A 17845-nucleotide genomic window follows, 5' to 3' on the forward strand; every position below is an offset into this window, starting at 1 on the left:
CGGCGCAGCCAAACTAATTGCGCATCGCGCCTTGACCTCCCGGATTCCGAACTATCCTTAAGCGCAGGCCATCCGAATCAGGGGAGAGCCGGTACACCGGCGTGCGGGTCATCGGTAGCGTTTCAGGGTGTTCTGGGGGGAAAACAGCCAGTGGCGATCGCCAATGGCTGCCAGCATCGACTGATTGATCCGGCGTCGGCTCCACGTATCGAGCGAGGTGACGACGTCATGAGTATCTTTAGCCACTTCCAACAACGCTTCGAGTCCACCCAGCAGGAAGAACTCACCCTGCAGGAGTATCTCGAGCTGTGCAAAAAGGACCGCAGCACCTACGCATCTGCCGCCGAACGCCTGCTGTTGGCAATTGGTGAGCCGGAGCTGGTGGACACCTCGAATAATTCGCGCCTGTCGCGAATATTCTCCAACAAGGTGATCCGCCGCTACCCGGCCTTTGAAGACTTCCATGGCATGGAAGAATGCATCGACCAGATCGTCTCCTACTTCCGGCATGCCGCCCAAGGCCTGGAAGAGAAGAAACAAATCCTCTACCTGCTCGGCCCGGTCGGCGGCGGCAAGTCGTCCCTGGCGGAAAAACTCAAACAACTGATCGAGAAGGTGCCCTTCTACGCGATCAAGGGTTCGCCGGTGTTCGAGTCGCCTTTGGGGTTGTTCAACGCCACGGAAGATGGCGCGATCCTCGAAGAAGACTTCGGCATCCCACGCCGCTACCTGAATACCATCATGTCGCCATGGGCCACCAAGCGCCTGTCGGAGTTTGGCGGCGACATCAGCCAGTTCCGCGTGGTGAAACTCTACCCATCGATTCTCAACCAGATCGGCGTGGCCAAGACCGAGCCCGGCGACGAGAACAACCAGGACATCTCGGCGCTGGTGGGCAAGGTCGATATCCGCAAACTCGAGGAATTCCCACAGAACGACGCCGACGCCTACAGCTACTCGGGCGCACTGTGCCGGGCCAACCAGGGCCTGATGGAGTTCGTGGAGATGTTCAAGGCGCCGATCAAGGTGCTGCACCCACTGCTTACCGCCACCCAGGAAGGCAACTACAACAGTACCGAAGGCCTGGGCGCGATTCCATTTACCGGGATCCTGCTGGCCCACTCCAACGAATCGGAATGGCATACCTTCCGCAACAACAAGAACAACGAAGCTTTCATCGACCGGATCTACATCGTCAAGGTGCCGTACTGCCTGCGGGTCAGCGATGAAATCAAGATTTACGACAAGCTGCTGTTCAACAGCTCCCTGGCCAAGGCGCATTGCGCGCCTGACACCCTGAAGATGCTTGCGCAATTCACCGTGCTCTCACGCCTCAAGGAGCCGGAAAACTCGAACATCTACTCGAAGATGCGCGTGTACGACGGCGAAAACCTCAAGGATACCGACCCGAAAGCCAAGTCGATCCAGGAGTACCGCGATACGGCGGGTGTGGACGAGGGCATGAACGGCCTGTCGACACGCTTTGCGTTCAAGATCCTCTCCAAAGTCTTCAACTTCGACCCACACGAGATCGCCGCCAACCCGGTACACCTGCTCTATGTGCTGGAACAGCAGATCGAACAGGAGCAATTCCAGGCTGAAACCCGCGAACGCTACCTGCGTTTCCTCAAGGAATACCTGGCGCCGCGCTACATCGAGTTTATCGGCAAGGAAATCCAGACTGCGTACCTGGAGTCTTACAGCGAATACGGCCAGAACATCTTCGACCGCTACGTGCTGTACGCCGACTTCTGGATTCAGGACCAGGAATACCGCGACCCGGAAACCGGCGAGATCCTCAACCGCGTAGCCCTCAACGAGGAACTGGAGAAGATCGAAAAACCGGCCGGCATCAGCAATCCGAAGGATTTCCGCAACGAAATCGTCAACTTCGTGCTGCGCGCCCGCGCCAACAACAACGGCAAGAACCCTACCTGGCTCAGCTACGAGAAGCTGCGGGTGGTCATCGAGAAGAAAATGTTCTCCAACACCGAGGACCTGCTGCCGGTCATCAGCTTCAATGCCAAGGCCAGCAAAGAGGATCAGCAAAAACACAACGACTTTGTTACACGCATGGTCGAGCGCGGCTACACCGACAAACAGGTACGCCTGCTTTCCGAATGGTACCTGCGGGTGCGTAAATCACAGTAAGGCAGCGACAGGCGTGTGCTGCCGGGCTTCTGGCCCGGCGGCCGACCGCTTGTCTCTAAGCTTCCAGCTCGCGGCTTGAAGCTTGTAACGTGAAGCTGCCCGGAGGGCTCCCCATGAGCTATGTGATCGACCGACGCCTCAATGGCAAGAACAAAAGCACGGTAAACCGTCAGCGTTTCCTGCGGCGTTACCGTGACCACATCAAAAAGGCCGTAGAAGAGGCCGTCAGCCGCCGCTCCATCACCGATATGGAGCATGGCGAACAAATCAGCATTCCCGGACGCGACATCGACGAACCGGTGCTGCACCACGGCCGGGGCGGCAAACAGACTGTCGTACACCCAGGCAATAAGGAATTCACCACCGGCGAGCATATCCAGCGCCCGCAAGGCGGTGGCGGCGGCAAAGGCCCGGGTAAAGCCGGCAATTCCGGCGAGGGCATGGATGAATTCGTGTTCCAGATCACTCAGGAAGAATTCCTCGAGTTCATGTTCGAAGACCTGGAACTGCCCAACCTGGTCAAACGCAACCTGACCGGCACCGATACCTTCAAGACTGTGCGCGCGGGGATCAGCAACGAAGGCAACCCGTCCCGCATCAATATCATTCGTACACTGCGCTCGGCCCATGCACGGCGTATTGCGCTGTCGGGCAGCAGCCGCGCCAAACTGAAGGAAGCCAAGGAAGAACTGGCGCGCTTGAAGCGCGAGGAACCGGATAACTTCGGCGATATTCAGCAAATCGAGGTGGAAATCGAGAAACTCAGCGCGCGCATTCACCGTGTGCCGTTCCTCGACACCTTCGACCTCAAATACAACCTGCTGGTAAAGCAGCCCAACCCCAGCTCCAAGGCGGTAATGTTCTGCCTGATGGACGTGTCCGGCTCCATGACCCAGGCCACCAAGGACATTGCCAAGCGCTTCTTCATCCTGCTGTACCTGTTCCTGAAGCGTAACTACGACAAGATCGACGTGGTGTTCATTCGTCATCACACCAGCGCCCGGGAAGTGGACGAAGAAGAGTTTTTCTATTCGCGGGAAACCGGCGGCACCATCGTGTCCAGCGCCTTGAAGCTGATGCAGGAGATCATGGCCGAGCGCTACCCTGCCAATGAGTGGAATATCTACGCCGCGCAAGCTTCCGACGGCGATAACTGGAACGACGACTCGCCGATCTGCCGCGACATCCTGATCAACCAGATCATGCCGTTTGTGCAGTACTACACCTACGTCGAAATTACCCCTCGTGAGCACCAGGCACTGTGGTTTGAATACGAGCGCATCGGTGAAGCCTTTGCCGATACGTTCGCCCAGCAGCAACTGGTCTCGGCCGGCGATATCTACCCGGTCTTCCGTGAACTCTTCCAGCGCAGGTTAGTGACATGACCGCCAAAAAAGAGCATAAGCGCCAACCCATTTCCACTGGCTCCGAGTGGACCTTTGAACTGATCCAGGCCTATGACCGGGAAATCAGCCGCATCGCGGCGGGTTATGCCTTGGACACCTACCCCAACCAGATCGAAGTGATCACCGCCGAACAGATGATGGATGCCTACGCCTCGGTCGGCATGCCGTTGGGCTACCACCATTGGTCCTACGGCAAACACTTCCTCAGCACCGAGAAGTCTTACACCCGTGGCCAAATGGGCCTGGCCTACGAGATCGTGATCAACTCCGACCCGTGCATTGCCTACCTGATGGAAGAAAACACCATTTGCATGCAGGCGCTGGTGGTGGCCCACGCGTGCTACGGGCATAACAGTTTCTTCAAGGGTAACTACCTGTTCCGCACCTGGACCGATGCCAGTTCGATCATCGATTACCTGGTGTTCGCCAAGCAGTACATCATGCAATGCGAGGAGCGCCATGGCATCGACGCGGTAGAGGACTTGCTCGACTCCTGCCACGCGCTGATGAACTACGGCGTTGACCGCTACAAACGCCCGTATCCGATTTCTGCCGAGGAAGAACGCCTGCGCCAGAAGGAGCGCGAGGAGCACCTGCAAAAGCAGATCAACGACCTGTGGCGCACGATTCCTAAAAAAGCCGGTAAAAACAGCGACAAGGACAATGCACGCTTCCCCGCCGAACCTCAGGAAAACATCCTGTATTTCCTGGAAAAACACGCGCCGCTGCTAGAGCCATGGCAGCGGGAAATCGTGCGCATTGTGCGCAAGATCGCCCAGTACTTTTACCCACAGCGCCAGACACAGGTGATGAACGAAGGCTGGGCGACGTTCTGGCACTACACCCTGATGAATGACCTGTACGACGAAGGCCTGGTCACCGACGGCTTCATGATGGAGTTCCTCACCTCCCACACCAGCGTAGTGTTCCAGCCGGGCTTTGACAGCCCGTATTACAGCGGCATCAACCCCTACGCGCTGGGCTTTGCCATGTACCGCGACATTCGGCGCATGTGCGAGCACCCCACCGAAGAAGACCGCCGCTGGTTCCCGGAAATCGCCGGCAGCGACTGGTTGTCGACCATCAAGTTCGCCATGAGCAGCTTCAAGGATGAGAGCTTCATCCTGCAGTACCTGTCACCCCAGGTGATTCGCGACCTCAAACTGTTCAGCATTCTCGATGACGACCTCAAGGATGATCTGGTGGTGCCCGCCATCCACGATGAGCCTGGCTACCGCACCATCCGTGAAACCCTGGCGGCGCAGTACAACCTGGGCAACCGTGAGCCCAATGTGCAGATCTACAGCATCGATGTGCGTGGCGACCGCTCGCTGACCTTGCGTCACCAACAGCACGACCGCAAACCTTTGGGCGAATCCACCGAGGAAGTGCTCAAACACCTGCACCGGCTATGGGGTTTCGACATTCATCTGGAAACCCTGCAAGGCGATCAGGTGATGAAAACCCATCATGTGCCGCCACGCACCGACCACAACGATAACGACTACGGCCGCCTGGACCTGGCCGTCGTACACCTCTGAAACAGCAAAGCCTCCATTGGTCAGGCACAGGCGGTATCCTGTGCCGCTAATGGAGGCTTTTGCATGAAAATCTACACAGTCGGCGGTGCAGTACGTGATCGCCTGCTTGGCCTTAAGGTCACCGATATCGACCGCGTCGTTGTGGGCGCGACCACTGAAGAAATGCTCGCCAAAGGCTATAAGCCAGTCGGCGCTGACTTCCCGGTATTCCTGGACCCAAAGAATGGCGATGAATACGCCCTCGCCCGCACCGAACGCAAGAGCGGTCGGGGTTATGGCGGCTTTGTGTTTCACGCCAGCCCCGAGGTCACGCTGGAAGAAGACCTGATTCGCCGCGACCTGACCATCAACGCCATGGCCGAAGATGATGACGGCAACCTGACAGATCCTTATGGCGGCCAGAGCGATCTTAAAGCACGGATTCTGCGTCACGTTTCCCCCGCGTTCGCCGAAGATCCCCTGCGAGTGCTGCGTGTTGCGCGCTTTGCCGCACGTTACGCTCACTTGGGTTTTGCCGTCGCCCCGCAAACCCTGGAACTGATGCGCCAACTCAGCGAGTCCGGAGAACTGCAAGCCTTGACCCCGGAGCGCAGCTGGAAAGAGATTTCCAGGGCGCTGATGGAGGATCACCCCCAGGTGTTCATTCAGGTACTGCGCGACTGCGACGCGCTGAAAACCCTGATGCCCGAAGTGAATGCGCTATTTGGCGTGCCACAACCCGAAGCCCATCACCCGGAAATCGACACCGGCATTCATACCTTGAGCGTGCTCGAACAGGCCGCCTTGCATCAGCAACCGCTGACCGTGCGCTGGGCCTGCCTGCTGCATGACCTGGGCAAAGGTTTGACGCCTGAGGATAAGTTGCCACAGCACATTGCCCACGAACATACGGGTTTGAAGCTGATCAAGGCGGTCAATGAACGCTTCAAGGTGCCGAAGGATTGCCAGGAACTGGCCCTGCTGGTCGGCCAATATCACACCCATGGTCACCGTGCGCTGGAGCTCAAAGCCTCGACTTTGCTGGAGCTGCTGCAAAGTTTTGACGTGTATCGCCGGCCGCAGCGCTTTGAAGAGTTTGTGGTGAGTTGCGAAATGGACGCCCGTGGCCGCAAGGGCCTGGAGCAGAGAAGTTATCCACAGGCGGATTATTTACGCGGCGCAGCCAAGGCCGCTCGCGAAGTACCGGTGGCACCCTTGCTGGAGAAAGGTTTCAAAGGCCCCGAGCTGGGCGAGGCGCTCAAGCGTGAGCGGCTTAAAGTGCTCAAAGCCTACAAAGAACAACAGAACCTGTAGTCGTTACTCTTTTTGGCCAGGGAGCTTGTTGTGGCCAGGGAGCTTGTTGTGGCCAGGGAGCTTGTTGTGGCGAGCGGGCTTGCCCCGCGTTGGGCAGCGCAGCAGCCCCAGTAAAGACACTGAAATTTCCCTGATAAAACTCAGTGCCTGTTTTAGGGCCGCTTCGCAGCCCAGCGCGGGGCAAGCCCGCTCGCCACAGAGGGTTTGCAAGCCAACTCCAACATTCGAACCCGGCTTTTACAGGAGATCCGCCGGGGTCAACTGCTGGCCCCGCCATTCAAACGCAACTGGCGCCAGCACCTGGTCGATCTGGGCATCGCGCCATAACTCGGCCATTGTCTTGTCGGCTTCAGGGTGCACACGATCCGGCGCCATCAACGACAACGGCCACAACACAAAAGCATTCTTCAGGATCTCGGCGCGCGGCAGGATCAAACCATCGAAATTCCCCACCAGGTCGCCATACAGCAGCACGTCGATATCCAACGGCAGCCCTTTGCGGTCCGGGGCATAACGACCATTGTCGGCTTCGATGAATTTCAAACGGCGATCCAGCTCCATCAACGGCAGGTCGGTATACGCCGACACAACGAGGTTGAAAAATGGCCCGCTCTTGATGCCTACCGGCTGGCTTTCAAACACCGCAGAGCAGCGTACATCGGTCAAGAAGCTCGCCAACGCGTCCAAGCCGGCACGCAGGTGCGGCTCGCGCTCGATATTGCTGCCAAGGCCAAGGTAAACCTGAGTTAGCGACATCCGCGCTCGATCTCCACGCCCACGCCTTTGGCAGCCGGTACGGCGCCGGGCTTGGTCAATTTGAGGTGCAGCCAGGGAATCTGGAATTCGCTCATCAGCACTTCGGCCAGCCGCTCGGCAAAGGTTTCCACCAGTTGGTACTGGGATTGCTCGGCAAAGGCCTGGATACGCGTGGACACACTGGCGTAGTCCAACGCCAGGGTCAGGTCGTCACCGGCAGCCGCCGGGCGATTGTCCCAGGCAAAGCTCAGGTCCAGGCGCAGGCATTGCTTGATGCCGCGCTCCCAGTCGTAGGCCCCGATCACGGTGTCGACTTCCAGGCCTTCGATAAACACTCTGTCCAAGCTCTTCTCCGCAGCACGACAAGGGCGCATTGCCCCGTTAGAATCAGGGCGTCCTCGCCCGGAATAGTTAGCATGTTTTGGTTACTGGCGATTCTCGCCTACCTGCTCGGCTCGCTGTCCTTCGCCATTTTGCTCAGCCGCCTGACGGGAAATCCCGACCCGCGAATGAGTGGCTCAGGCAATGCCGGCGCCACCAATATGTTGCGCCTGGCCGGCAAGAAACTCGCCGTACTGACGCTGCTGGGCGACCTCTGCAAGGGCTTGTTGCCCGTACTGATCGCCAGCTTCGCCGGTCTTACCTTGCAACAGCAGGCCTGGGTGGGCGTGTGCGCCGTCCTGGGCCATCTGTTTCCGCTGTACTTCCGTTTTCGCGGTGGCAAAGGCGTCGCCACCGCGGCCGGCATGCTGCTGGGGGTTTACCCTCCGGCAGCGCTGCTGGCCGTGCTGGCCTGGCTGCTGACGTTCTACCTGACCCGCACCAGCTCGCTGGCCGCCCTGATCGCAACGCCACTCACCCTGCCGTTGCTGGCCTGGCAAGCACCGGCGGCGCTGCTGCCGATGAGCGTGCTGACATTGCTGATCGTCTGGCGCCACCGCGGCAATTTACGCGACCTGTTTGCCGGGCGCGAACGGCATTTTTAAATACCGTTGATGAGCCCGGCGCAAGCCAAGCCACCTAAAGCGGCGAAAGCTGCTCCATGGGCCAGCGCGCCTGCACGCTGATCGCCAGGCTTTCGTGCTGCCCGGCCTGCAAGCGCTGGCAACCGGCATAAGCAATCATTGCGCCGTTGTCGGTGCAAAACTCAGGGCGCGCATAGAACACATCGCCCTTCATGTCGCCGAGCATTTTTTCCAGCGAGGCGCGCAATGCCTTGTTGGCGCTGACGCCGCCTGCGATCACCAGGCGCTGCATACCCGCCTGCTTCAGGGCGCGCTTGCACTTGATGGTCAAAGTCTCCACCACGGCCTGCTGGAACGCCAGCGCGATGTCGCAACGGGCTTGCTCACTGTCGTCCCCGGCGCTGACGCTTTGCTGCCAAGTGTTCAGCGCGGAGGTTTTCAAGCCGCTGAAACTGAACATCAGGCCTGGGCGGTCGCACATCGGACGCGGGAAGGTGTAGCGGCCCGGCACGCCTTTTTCGGCCAGCCGCGCGATTTCCGGACCACCGGGATAATTGAGCCCCATCATCTTCGCGGTTTTGTCGAAAGCTTCGCCGGCGGCGTCGTCCAGCGACTCACCCAAAAGCGTGTATTGGCCGATTCCATCCACCTGAACCAACTGTGTGTGGCCGCCCGAAACCAACAAAGCGACGAACGGGAACTGCGGCGGTGTTTTTTCCAGCATCGGCGCCAGTAAATGGCCTTCCATATGGTGCACACCGAGGGCTGGAATGCCCCAGGCAAATGCCAGCGCCTGGGCGCAAGAGGCCCCAACCAGAAGGGCTCCAACCAATCCTGGGCCTGCGGTATAGGCGATCGCATCAATCTCGGTCGGCACGCAGCCGGCCTCGTCCAACACCTGGCGAATCAAGGGCAGCATGCGCTTGACGTGATCACGGCTGGCCAGCTCCGGCACTACCCCGCCATAAGCGCGGTGCAGGTCGATCTGACTGAACAGCGCATCGGCCAAAAGCCCGCGTTCACTGTCGTAAAGTGCGACACCGGTTTCGTCGCAGGAGGTTTCAAGTCCCAGTACTAGCATGGGTTTGCGCCTTGTAGAGGCTGAATTCGAAGGCGCGCATAATAGTCGCCACTCCCCCTCCCGACTAGCGGTTTTCGATCAGAGGCTTTGCATTCCGGTCAATGAGGGGTTAACATCCGCAACCCTTAAAAACCGACGACCTCAGCCGCGAATTTTTTGCGACGAGAACGTTGATTCCCGGTAATGAAAGAAGGTAGCTCTGGATGCCAGCCGTCAAAGTAAAAGAGAACGAACCCTTCGACGTAGCTCTGCGTCGTTTCAAGCGCTCCTGCGAAAAAGCCGGTGTTCTGGCTGAAGTTCGTAGCCGCGAATTTTATGAGAAGCCAACTTCTGAGCGTAAGCGTAAAGCAGCAGCCGCTGTTAAGCGTCACGCCAAGAAAGTTCAGCGCGAACAGCGCCGCGCCGTTCGTCTGTACTAATACACAGACTTACGTAGCAAGCTTCTGCCAAGCCCGGCCCTCAGCCGGGCTGTTGGCATTTGCGGATATCGCTTGATGCTTCACCGTCGACGCCGCACACGCGACCGAGACACTGCTTCACACGTCAGGACTGGCTCTTCTGCCAGCGGTGCGCGTCTCTTCTGACGAGCCTAACAAGGCTACTGACGAGCACACCCCTTTTTCTTGCAACACAGATTTCTACAAACAGACGATCAACTGTGTCGGCTGTGCCCATCAAGGCGTTTCCGAGGCCACTATTGGCCAACACCGGACGCACGGGCAACATTCCAAGCCGAAGACTGATAGAAATTAACGTCAGTGAATGCTCGGCAGATACACTCCCCATATAAACGATAGATGTTCGAGCACTCGATACGTGCGCTTGATCACTTCACGGGCCCTCATTTACACGCAGTGATGACGAGAACGCCATGGCCGGGCTGATTCCCCAGAGTTTTATTGACGACCTTCTTAACCGCACCGACATCGTCGATGTTGTCAGCTCGCGCGTGCAAATGAAGAAGGCCGGCAAGAACTACACCGCCTGCTGCCCGTTCCACAAAGAAAAAACCCCGTCATTCAGCGTCAGCCCCGACAAGCAGTTCTACTACTGCTTCGGTTGTGGCGCAGGCGGCAACGCCCTCGGCTTTATCATGGACCACGACAACCTGGACTTCCCCCAGGCTGTCGAGGAACTGGCTAAAGCCGCCGGTATGGAAATCCCCCGCGAAGAAAGTGGCCGCCCGCACAAGCCGCGCCAACCCACCGATTCGCCGCTGTACCCGCTGCTGACGGCCGCTGCCGACTTCTATCGTCAGGCGCTTAAAAGCCATCCGCAGCGCAAGGCCGCCGTCGAGTACCTCAAGGGCCGTGGCCTCACCGGCGAGATCGCCCGGGATTTTGGCCTGGGTTTCGCCCCGCCGGGCTGGGACAACCTGTACAAACATTTAAGCAGCGACACACTACAGCAGAAGGCCATGATCGATGCCGGCCTGCTGGTGGAAAACGCCGAGACCGGCAAGCGCTATGACCGTTTCCGCGACCGCGTGATGTTTCCGATCCGCGACAGCCGTGGCCGCATCATTGCTTTTGGTGGTCGCGTATTGGGTGACGACAAGCCCAAGTACCTGAACTCCCCGGAAACGCCGGTGTTTCATAAGGGCCAGGAGCTCTACGGCCTGTTTGAAGCGCGCAAGAACAATCGCAACCTCGATGAAATCATCGTGGTGGAAGGCTACATGGACGTGATTGCCCTGGCCCAGCAGGGCCTGCGCAATGCCGTCGCCACCTTGGGCACCGCCACCAGCGAAGAACACATGAAGCGCCTGTTTCGCGTGGTGCCCAACGTGCTGTTCTGTTTTGACGGCGACCAGGCTGGCCGCAACGCCGCGTGGCGTGCACTCGAAGCCACGTTGTCGAGCCTGCAGGACGGGCGCCGCGCGCGCTTCCTGTTCCTGCCCGAAGGCGAAGACCCGGATACCCTGGTGCGCTCCGAAGGCACCGATGCCTTCCGCGCCCGCATCAATCAACATGCGCAGCCGCTGGCGGACTATTTCTTCCAGCAACTGACCGAAGAAGCCGACCCACGCTCCCTCGAAGGCAAGGCCCACATGGCCACGCTCGCAGCGCCGCTGATCGATAAAGTGCCGGGCGCCAACCTGAAATCGCTGATGCGCATGCGCCTGCTGGAAATCACCGGCTTGAGTGGCGAGGCCGTCAGCCAGCTGGTGCACAGCGCGCCGCAGCAAGCACCGCCGGCCTACGACCCAGGCATGGATTACGACGCCATGCCGGATTATTCCGACTTCCACCAACCGCAGGAGGCCTACGCGCCCCAGCAGGAGTGGACGCCGAAGAAACCCGGCGCGGGCGGCAAAAAATGGGACAAAAAGCCCTGGAACAAGAACGGCAAGCGCGGTGATCGCGACGAGGCTTACGCACCGCGAACTCCTGTCGCCGTCGAAGCTCCAACGCTCATTGCACTGCGCACACTTATTCACCACCCGCAATTGGCGAAAAAAGTTGAGAGCGCCGATCACTTTGCCAACGAGAGCAACACTTATGCTCAGGTACTGATCGCCTTGATCGAGGCGGTGCAGAAAAATCCTAAGCTAAACTCAATTCAATTGATGGCTCGTTGGCATGGCACCGAACAAGGGCGCTTGCTTAAAGCACTGGCGGAAAAGGAGTGGCTAATTGACGGCGACAACCTTGAACAACAGTTTTTAGACACCATTACTAGGTTATCCGCAGGTCAGCATACGCAGACCCTGGATGAGCTGATCAAGCGTGCAAGGCAGCCGGGATTGTCGGCTGAAGAGCAAATTCAGATAGCAAAACAGATGCGCGACCTCTTAAAACAGAATGTTTGCGCATCAAACCCGACCTCAGCTGGCGTGTGAGGTCATAGCTCGGGTATAATCCTCGGCTTGTTTTTTGCCCGCCAAGACCTTCAGTGGATAGGGTGTTATGTCCGGAAAAGCGCAACAGCAGTCTCGTATCAAAGAGTTGATCACACTGGGTCGTGAGCAGGGTTACCTGACTTACGCGGAGGTCAACGACCACCTGCCTGAGGATATTTCAGATCCAGAGCAGGTGGAAGACATCATCCGCATGATTAACGACATGGGGATCAACGTATTCGAGGTTGCGCCAGATAAGGATTCCCTTATGCTGGCCGACGCCGATACCGACGAAGCTGCGGCCGAAGAGGCAGCAGCAGCGTTGGCAGCAGTGGAGACCGATATCGGTCGCACGACGGACCCTGTGCGCATGTATATGCGCGAAATGGGTACGGTCGAGTTGCTGACACGCGAAGGCGAAATTGAAATCGCCAAGCGTATCGAAGAAGGCATCCGTGAAGTGATGGGCGCAATCGCGCACTTCCCAGGCACGGTTGACCACATTCTCTCCGAGTACACCCGCGTGACCACCGAAGGTGGCCGCCTGTCCGACGTTCTGAGTGGCTATATCGACCCGGACGACGGCATTGCGCCGCCTGCCGCCGAAGTGCCGCCGCCTGTCGATGCGAAAGCCGCGAAAGCCGACGACGATGCCGAAGACGACGATGCTGAAGCCAGCAGCGACGACGAAGACGAAGTTGAAAGCGGCCCGGACCCGATCATCGCTGCCCAGCGTTTCGGTGCGGTTTCCGATCAAATGGAAATCACCCGCAAGGCTTTGAAAAAGCACGGCCGGTCCAACAAGCAGGCAATTGCCGAGCTGGTGGCCCTGGCTGAGCTGTTCATGCCGATCAAGCTGGTGCCAAAGCAATTTGAAGGCCTGGTTGAACGTGTTCGCAGTGCTCTTGAGCGCCTGCGTGCTCAAGAACGCGCAATCATGCAGCTGTGTGTGCGTGATGCACGTATGCCGCGTGCCGACTTCCTGCGCCAGTTCCCGGGCAACGAAGTAGACGAAAGCTGGACCGATGCACTGGCTAAAGGCAAGGCGAAATACGCCGAAGCCATTGGTCGCCTGCAACCGGACATCATCCGTTGCCAGCAGAAGCTGACCGCGCTTGAAACCGAAACCGGTCTGACGATCGCAGAGATCAAAGACATCAACCGTCGCATGTCGATCGGTGAGGCCAAGGCCCGCCGCGCGAAGAAAGAGATGGTTGAAGCGAACTTGCGTCTGGTGATCTCGATCGCCAAGAAGTACACCAACCGTGGCCTGCAATTCCTCGATCTGATCCAGGAAGGCAACATCGGCTTGATGAAGGCGGTGGACAAGTTCGAATACCGTCGCGGTTACAAGTTCTCGACTTATGCCACCTGGTGGATCCGTCAGGCGATCACTCGCTCGATCGCCGACCAGGCCCGCACCATCCGTATTCCGGTGCACATGATCGAGACGATCAACAAGCTCAACCGTATTTCCCGGCAGATGTTGCAGGAAATGGGTCGCGAACCGACCCCGGAAGAGCTGGGCGAACGCATGGAAATGCCTGAGGATAAAATCCGCAAGGTATTGAAGATCGCTAAAGAGCCGATCTCCATGGAAACGCCGATTGGTGATGACGAAGACTCCCATCTGGGTGACTTCATCGAAGACTCGACCATGCAGTCGCCAATCGATGTCGCCACTGTTGAGAGCCTTAAAGAAGCGACTCGCGACGTACTGTCCGGCCTCACTGCCCGTGAAGCCAAGGTACTGCGCATGCGTTTCGGCATCGACATGAATACCGACCACACCCTTGAGGAAGTCGGTAAGCAGTTTGACGTGACCCGCGAGCGGATCCGTCAGATCGAAGCCAAGGCGCTGCGCAAGTTGCGCCACCCGACGCGAAGCGAGCATCTGCGCTCCTTCCTCGACGAGTGATACCAGAACCCCCGGCCCAGGCCGGGGGTTTTGTTTTCTATAGACTAATTTCTATGGATTAACTTCCTCCGCAACACCCCTCCCCCGCAATGCCCGTCTACACTCGAAACATTCCCCGTGCCATAACGAGACCGTTATGCCCAGACTGCCGACCGTGATACTGCTGTCGCTGCTGACCTGGACCGCAACGGCTGGCGCGTTGACTCTTACTGATGATGAGCGTGGCTGGCTGGCGGACCATCAGGAGCTGCGCCTGGGGGTGGACGCTTCTTGGCCGCCCTTCGAATACCGTGATGAAAATGGCCGTTATCAAGGCCTCGCTGCCGACTATGTCCGCCTGATCCAGGACCGCCTGGGCGTGCGGATCAAGCTGATCGAGCCGGCAAACTGGACCGCCGTACTCGACCAGGCGAAAAACAACCAGCTCGACCTGCTGCCCGGCATCATGTCGACGCCCGAGCGCCAGAATTACCTGGCCTTTACGCGCCCGTACCTGGATTTTCCCATCGTCATCCTCGCCCATGAGGGCGGCGCGAAACCGCGCAACCTCAAAGACCTGTACGGCCTGAAGATTGCCGTGGTGGACAACTACGCGCCGCACGAATTACTGCGCACCCACCACCCTGACCTCAACCTGGTGGCCATGCCCAACGTCAGCTCGACACTGCAAGCCCTGGCCACCGATGAAGTGGATGCGGTTGTCGGCGACCTCGCCTCCAGCGTCTGGAGCCTGCGCCAGCTCAAGCTGGATGGTTTATACGTCAGCGGCGAAACGCCCTATCGCTACCAGTTGGCGATGGGCGTGCCGCGCGACCAGAAAATACTGGTGGGCATCCTGGACAAAGTCCTCGCTGACCTCAGCTCCGACGAAACCGACGCGATCCAGCAACACTGGGTCGGCAGCTTCACCGATCACCGCACCTTCTGGGCCGATTTGCTGATGTACGGCCTGCCAGCGGTGCTGCTGTTGAGCACCGTGCTGGCCATCGTGATTCGTATCAACCGCCGGCTCAGCTCGGAAATTGCCCGGCGGGTTGCCCTTGAGCAAGAATTGCGCAGCAGCGAATACCATTATCGTGGCCTGGTGGAGAGTCTGTCTGCGATTGCCTGGGAAGCCAGTATCACCGACTTCACCTACAGCTATGTGTCGCCCCACGCCGAGGACCTGCTGGGTTACCCCCGCGCCCACTGGCTGATTCCAGGCTTCTGGCGCAACATCATCCACCCCGCCGACCTGACCCGAGCGGAGGCATTCTGCTACCAGGAAACCCGTGCCAACCGCGATCACAGCCTCGATTACCGGGTGATTACCGCTGACGGCCGTTGCTTGTGGGTGCGCGACATCGTCAGCCTGATCGAGCACGGCCATGAGCCGGTGTTGCGCGGCTTGATGATCGATATCAGCGAAGCCAAGCGTACTGAAGAGGCGTTGCAGCTTTCCGAACAGAAATTTGCCTCGGTGTTTCAGCAATGCCCGGACATCCTGGTCATCGCCCGCCTCTCTGATGGCTGCCTGCTGGAAGTAAACAAGGCATTCGAGGACCAGATTGGGCTAAGCGCCGAACAGGTGGTGGGCAAAACCGCCACCGAACTGAACATCTGGGGCATTCAAGGCGTCGGCCCCGACCTGCTGCAACGCGTACAGACCACCAGCATCCGCAACCTGGAAATGCCATTTCTGCGCAGCAATGGCCAGGCGTTTACTGGGCTGATCTCCGCCGAGCCGTTCCAACTCGACACCACAGAAGCCCTGGTGGTAGTGGTGCGTGACATCACCCAACTCAAGGAAACCCAGCAACTGCTGCAAACCTCCGAAGAGAAATTCGCCAAGGCCTTCCACGCCTCACCCGACGGCTTGCTGCTCAGCCGCCAACGCGATGGGCTTTTGATTGAAGTGAACGAAGGCTTCACCCGCCTGACGGGCTTTACCAGTGCGAACTCGCTCGACCAGTCGACCCTGGAACTGGGCATCTGGGTCGACCTCAACGAACGCAAACACATGCTGGAACTGATGCAACGCGACGGTTTTGTGCGCGACTTCGTCTGCCATATCCGCCGCGCCGACGGTTTGATTCGCCTGTGCGAAGTGTCCAGCCGCCCGCTGCCCATCGGCGAAGAAGACTGCATGTTGACCATCGCCCGCGACATCACCGAACGCCAAGTGATGCAGGAAAAACTGCAACAGGCCGCCACAGTATTCGAGAGCACCGCCGAAGGGGTATTGATCACTGACACCCGGCAGAACATCAGCGCCGTCAACCGTGCCTTCAGCGAAATTACCGGCTACAGCGAAGCCGAAGCCCTCGGCAGCACGCCACGCCTGCTCGCTTCCGGCCTGCATGACAGCGCGTTCTATGCGGCGATGTGGCATCAATTGACCGCCCACGGTCATTGGCAGGGCGAGATTTCCAACCGTCGCAAAAACGGCGAGCTGTACCCCAGTTGGCTGACCATCAGCGCCGTGCGCAACCGCGACCAGTTGATCACGCACTTTGTTGCCGTGTTTGCGGATATCTCCAGCCTCAAGCACGCCCAGGCTCGCCTCGACTATCAGGCCCACCATGACCCACTGACCGGCCTGCCCAACCGCACCCTGTTTGAAAGCCGACTGCAGGCCGCCCTCAATAGCCAGAAAGAAACCGGTAACCAAGGCGCCGTGCTGTTCCTCGACCTGGACCGCTTCAAGCATATCAACGACAGCCTCGGCCACCCCGTCGGCGACCTGCTGCTCAAGGACATCGCCGTGCGCCTCAAGGAGCAACTACGCGACATCGACACCGTGGCACGCCTGGGCGGCGACGAATTCATCATCCTGCTGCCCGGCCTGCAACAAGCCAGCGATGCCGAGCACTTGGCCAATAAACTGCTCGCCTGCTTCACCCCGCCGTTCCAGGCTGGCGAGCATGAGTTCTTTATCAGCGCCAGCATCGGCACCAGCCTCTACCCACAGGACGGCAGCGACGTCGCCACCCTGGTTAAAAATGCTGATGCCGCGATGTACCGCTCCAAGGCCAAAGGCCGCAACCGGGTCGAAAGCTACACTCAGGACCTCACCGCCCAGGCCAACGAACGCGTTGCCCTCGAGCACGAACTGCGCCGCGCCATCGAGCGTGAAGAGCTGTTTCTGTACTACCAACCCAAGCTCAGCCTGGTCACCCAGGAACTGATCGGCGCCGAAGCCTTGATTCGCTGGCACCACCCGACCTTTGGTGACGTGCCGCCGGAACACTTCATCGCCCTGGCCGAAGAGAACGGCATGATCCTGCAGATTGGCGACTGGGTACTGGAACAGGCCTGCCGCCAGATGCACACGTGGAAACACGCCTTTGATGATTTCGGCCCGCTGTCAGTCAACCTCGCCGGCGCGCAACTGCGTCACCCCAACCTGCTGGCGCGCATCGAACAACTGCTGCACGACTACGACCTGGAGCCCGGCTGCCTGCAACTGGAGATCACCGAAAACTTCATCATGAGCCAGGCCGAAGAAGCCCTCGAAGTGCTGCATCAACTCAAGCACCTGGGCGTGCAACTGGCCATCGATGACTTCGGCACCGGCTATTCATCCCTCAGCTACCTCAAGCGCCTGCCACTGGACTTCCTCAAGATCGACCAGTCCTTCGTCCGCGGCCTGCCCGACGATCCCCACGACGCCGCCATCGTGCGCGCCATCATCGCCCTGGGCCACAGCATGCAATTCACCATCATTGCCGAAGGCGTGGAAAACCCCGCACAACAAGCCTTCCTGGCCGCCGAAGGCTGCGAACAGATGCAAGGCTACATCGTCAGCCTGCCACTGCCGCCGGAGCTTTTTGCCGAGACTTTTCTTCATATGCGGGTTTCAGACTTTTCGGATGGCACAGCACGGAAACCGTCGCTATAATCCGCGTCCTAC

At 58.9% G+C, this 17845-nt stretch carries 12 protein-coding genes; 9 read left to right on the forward strand and 3 right to left on the reverse strand.

Going from position 1 to position 17845, the window contains the following annotated elements:
• Positions 1–228 precede the first annotated feature (228 nt).
• From P5706_RS30000 to P5706_RS30015, 4 genes are all read left to right on the forward strand, one after another.
• Positions 229–2151: a PrkA family serine protein kinase gene (locus tag P5706_RS30000; RefSeq protein ID WP_026013778.1), complete on the forward strand. Its 1923-nt coding sequence runs from the start codon at positions 229–231 to the stop codon at positions 2149–2151.
• Between the two features lie 113 nt (positions 2152–2264).
• On the forward strand, positions 2265–3536 hold the full coding sequence (locus P5706_RS30005; RefSeq protein ID WP_285683907.1) for a YeaH/YhbH family protein: 1272 nt from the start codon (positions 2265–2267) through the stop codon (positions 3534–3536).
• The gene (locus tag P5706_RS30010; RefSeq protein ID WP_017138056.1) at positions 3533–5098 is read left to right on the forward strand and encodes a SpoVR family protein; all 1566 of its coding nucleotides are present in this window, start codon (positions 3533–3535) and stop codon (positions 5096–5098) included. Before P5706_RS30005 ends, P5706_RS30010 begins: the two co-directional genes overlap by 4 nt.
• Positions 5099–5161: 63 nt before the next feature.
• A complete protein-coding gene (locus P5706_RS30015; RefSeq protein WP_285683911.1) occupies positions 5162–6391 on the forward strand; it encodes a multifunctional CCA addition/repair protein in 1230 nt (409 codons plus the stop codon).
• Between the two features lie 237 nt (positions 6392–6628).
• Here the strand turns inward: P5706_RS30015 and folK are convergent, their stop codons facing one another.
• The gene (gene folK / locus P5706_RS30020) at positions 6629–7147 is read right to left on the reverse strand and encodes a 2-amino-4-hydroxy-6-hydroxymethyldihydropteridine diphosphokinase (protein WP_285683913.1); all 519 of its coding nucleotides are present in this window, start codon (positions 7145–7147) and stop codon (positions 6629–6631) included.
• Complete coding sequence (gene folB / locus P5706_RS30025) at positions 7138–7491, reverse strand: dihydroneopterin aldolase (RefSeq protein WP_078739419.1); 354 nt, start codon at positions 7489–7491, stop codon at positions 7138–7140. Before folB ends, folK begins: the two co-directional genes overlap by 10 nt.
• A 72-nt stretch (positions 7492–7563) precedes the next feature.
• Here folB and plsY point away from each other — a divergent pair, with 72 nt between their 5' ends.
• The gene (gene plsY / locus P5706_RS30030; RefSeq protein WP_056857845.1) at positions 7564–8133 is read left to right on the forward strand and encodes a glycerol-3-phosphate 1-O-acyltransferase PlsY; all 570 of its coding nucleotides are present in this window, start codon (positions 7564–7566) and stop codon (positions 8131–8133) included.
• A 34-nt stretch (positions 8134–8167) separates the two neighbouring features.
• Here the strand turns inward: plsY and tsaD are convergent, their stop codons facing one another.
• On the reverse strand, positions 8168–9193 hold the full coding sequence (gene tsaD, locus P5706_RS30035; protein WP_056857844.1) for a tRNA (adenosine(37)-N6)-threonylcarbamoyltransferase complex transferase subunit TsaD: 1026 nt from the start codon (positions 9191–9193) through the stop codon (positions 8168–8170).
• Positions 9194–9396: 203 nt separating this feature from the next.
• Between tsaD and rpsU the strand changes: the two genes are divergently transcribed.
• From rpsU to P5706_RS30055, 4 genes are all read left to right on the forward strand, one after another.
• Positions 9397–9612: a 30S ribosomal protein S21 gene (rpsU, locus tag P5706_RS30040; RefSeq protein ID WP_002551877.1), complete on the forward strand. Its 216-nt coding sequence runs from the start codon at positions 9397–9399 to the stop codon at positions 9610–9612.
• A gap of 452 nt (positions 9613–10064) precedes the next feature.
• Positions 10065–12035 carry a DNA primase gene (dnaG, locus tag P5706_RS30045; RefSeq protein WP_285683917.1) on the forward strand — a complete coding sequence of 657 codons (1971 nt, stop codon included), beginning with the start codon at positions 10065–10067 and terminating at the stop codon, positions 12033–12035.
• A gap of 67 nt (positions 12036–12102) precedes the next feature.
• Complete coding sequence (gene rpoD, locus P5706_RS30050) at positions 12103–13953, forward strand: RNA polymerase sigma factor RpoD (protein WP_200430325.1); 1851 nt, start codon at positions 12103–12105, stop codon at positions 13951–13953.
• A 136-nt stretch (positions 13954–14089) separates the two neighbouring features.
• Positions 14090–17833 (forward strand): EAL domain-containing protein, encoded by a 3744-nt coding sequence (locus P5706_RS30055; protein WP_200430326.1) that lies wholly within the window; start codon positions 14090–14092, stop codon positions 17831–17833.
• The last annotated feature ends 12 nt before the right edge of the window (positions 17834–17845 follow it).

The organism is Pseudomonas sp. ChxA (assembly GCF_030263855.1).
GTDB classification, from domain to species: Bacteria; Pseudomonadota; Gammaproteobacteria; order Pseudomonadales; family Pseudomonadaceae; genus Aquipseudomonas; species Aquipseudomonas fluorescens_CB.